This window comes from Paraburkholderia guartelaensis (assembly GCF_004353905.1).
Classification (GTDB): Bacteria; Pseudomonadota; Gammaproteobacteria; order Burkholderiales; family Burkholderiaceae; genus Paraburkholderia; species Paraburkholderia guartelaensis.
On sequence record NZ_SMOD01000132.1, the window covers coordinates 1 to 2,251 of the forward strand.

Genomic DNA, 2,251 nt, shown 5'->3' on the forward strand with positions numbered 1-2,251 from the left:
CCCCGATGGGCAGTTCAAACTCCTCCACTTGTGGGCGGCTAAATTCCCCCAGGCAGGACGAGCGGATTATGCGTCGGATTCCTCAGTGACGGCAAGCCTGGCAGCGGCTTCACGGAGACGATAGCTCTTGCCTTCAAACTCGAGGAGTTTGGAGCGATGCAGCAGACGGTCAAGGATCGTCGAAGCCATGGTGCTGTCGCGAAGGTAGCGCCCCCAGTCCTGGACGACGCGGTTGGACGTGACGAGGATGCTGCGGCGTTGCTTGTAGCGTTGATGGACGAGGGTCTGCAGCAGTTCGGCCGCGGCATCGGGAATGCGTTTGGCGAGGAACAGATCGTCAAGCACGAGGAGTTCGGGCTCGACGAGGGCTTTGAGCAACCGGTCCTGATCGGCACGCGTTTCCACGGCATAGCCGGCGAACACGGTGTCGGACTCGATGTAGCGCACCTTCATCCCCTGCAGGGTGGCGTTGTAGGCGATGGCCTTCGCAACGTGGCTCTTGCCGGTGCCAGGTTTGCCGATCAACAGCGCGTTGTCGCTGTCGGCGACGAACTTCAGGGTGTGTAGCTCGAAGCAGGCCTGACGGGGTACTTTCGGATTGAAGGACCAGTCGAAGTCGGTCAGGGTTTTCCGCTCGTCCAGTCCGGACTGCTGGAAACGCCGTTCGAGCAGCCGGGATTGCCGGCGATCGAGCTCGTCCTGCAGAATCATGGAGAAGGTTTCGAGGAACGGCTGCTGGCTGGCCTGGGCCTGCAGTACCCGGGTTTCGAGTGTCGCGCTGATGCCCGACAGGCGAAGTTCGCGCAGCGCGCGATCGATTTCGGCAAGGCTCATGCTCAAGAGAGATCTCCGTGGGTTGATGGCATGGCGGCGCTGTGCTTGGCGCCGAGGGTGAACAGGTCGGCATAGTCGTCGCCGTCCCGGATGAGGTGATGTTCCTGGGTCAAGGGCAGTTCGCCCTGGACGGGCGCGTCCAGTTCAGCCAGCGCCTGCTCCAGCAGACGCTCGGTCAGCGCCTTGACGTGCTTGTAGCTCGGTACGCCTTCTCTCATGGCGACCTCGCAGGCCGATTCGATCAGGCGGCGGGGGTAGCGCCGGACCAGGCCAACGATGCCCCAGAGCTTGCGCTGACCGACCCGGCCTTCGGTGTCGAACAGATGCTGGCACAGGCGCTCGGCCGATGGCCCGATCGTCCTGGCCTGCGCGAGGATGCGGCGCGTTTCCCGGGAGGGATTGAACGGACGCTCGTCTTGCGGCAGTACCACCGTTCCCGGCCTCTCGGCCAGAATGTGGGTGCGCAGCAATGCCTGTGTCTGGAGGTTGCGGATTTCCAGGTGACGGGCGAATTTACGCACCAGCACCTGGCTGCCGATGGGAGCCGGTTGGGCAGCGTAACTGCTGTGGTCTACCCGTACGCACGTGTCGTCGCAGACCGTGTAGACCTTGTCGGTGAAGTATTCGAAGTTGCGCGCTGGCAAGGCGCGCAGATGGGGGCGCTCTTCCTCGAACATCGCCTGGACCTGGCGACGGGTGCTGCCGTGAATTCTCCTGGCCGCCCAGTTCGATTCCCATTGATCAAGGAACGCGTTTTGCTCCTCGATCGACTCGAACCGGCGCCCCTTCAGGGCCGTGCCCTGAGTATGCTGGATCGCGTTCTCGACGGTGCCCTTGCGATTCGGATCCCGCACTCGGGCCGGGTCCGCCACCACGCCGTAGTGAGCGAGCATGGCGGCATACACCGGATTGAGTTCCGGCTCGTACAGGTCCGCTTTGACAACGCCTTCCTTCAGATTGTCGAGGACGACGTATTGCGTGACGCCACCAAAGTGGCGCCAGGCCTGCTCGTGCAGTTCGGCCCAGACCTGCTTGCTGGACTTCCATACGACGCGGCGGAAGCTGCGCCGCGAGTAGCGAAGCGTCATCACGAACAGCCGCGGCTTGCGGTAGCGGTTTGTGCCCGGCACCCTGGTCAGGGCCCCTTCGCCATAGTCAACCTGCGCTTCCTCGCCAGGCAGGAAGTCCAGCCGGTCAAACTGCGCCGGCTCATGCTGGCGCAATGTCCGCACGAACCGCTTGACGCTGTCGTATCCGGCAGGGTGGGGAAATTTGCAGCTCGGCGCCGGTGGGCACCGTGGGGGAATTTGCCTGCGCCGCCGCGAATTGCTCCTGGTACTTACGGATCGTCTTCCGGTCAACGCCCGTAATCCGGGCGATCTCCCGCTGACGTTTGCCCGCTGCGACGAGCGTGGCG

At 63.5% G+C, this 2,251-nt stretch carries 1 protein-coding gene and 1 pseudogene; both read right to left on the bottom strand.

What is annotated here, in order from left to right:
* Nucleotides 1-66: 66 nt before the first annotated feature.
* On the bottom strand, nt 67-834 hold the full coding sequence (istB, locus tag E1N52_RS43465) for an IS21-like element helper ATPase IstB (RefSeq protein WP_133191233.1): 768 nt from the start codon (nt 832-834) through the stop codon (nt 67-69).
* A gap of 2 nt (nt 835-836) precedes the next feature.
* Nucleotides 837-2,214: pseudogene (gene istA / locus E1N52_RS43470) on the bottom strand (IS21 family transposase).
* Between the last annotated feature and the right edge of the window lie 37 nt (nt 2,215-2,251).

Coding starts and splice junctions, on each gene's coding strand:
- istB (WP_133191233.1), bottom strand. CDS start 834: ATGAGCCTTGCCGAAATCGATCGCGCGCTGCGCGAACTTCGCCTGTCG.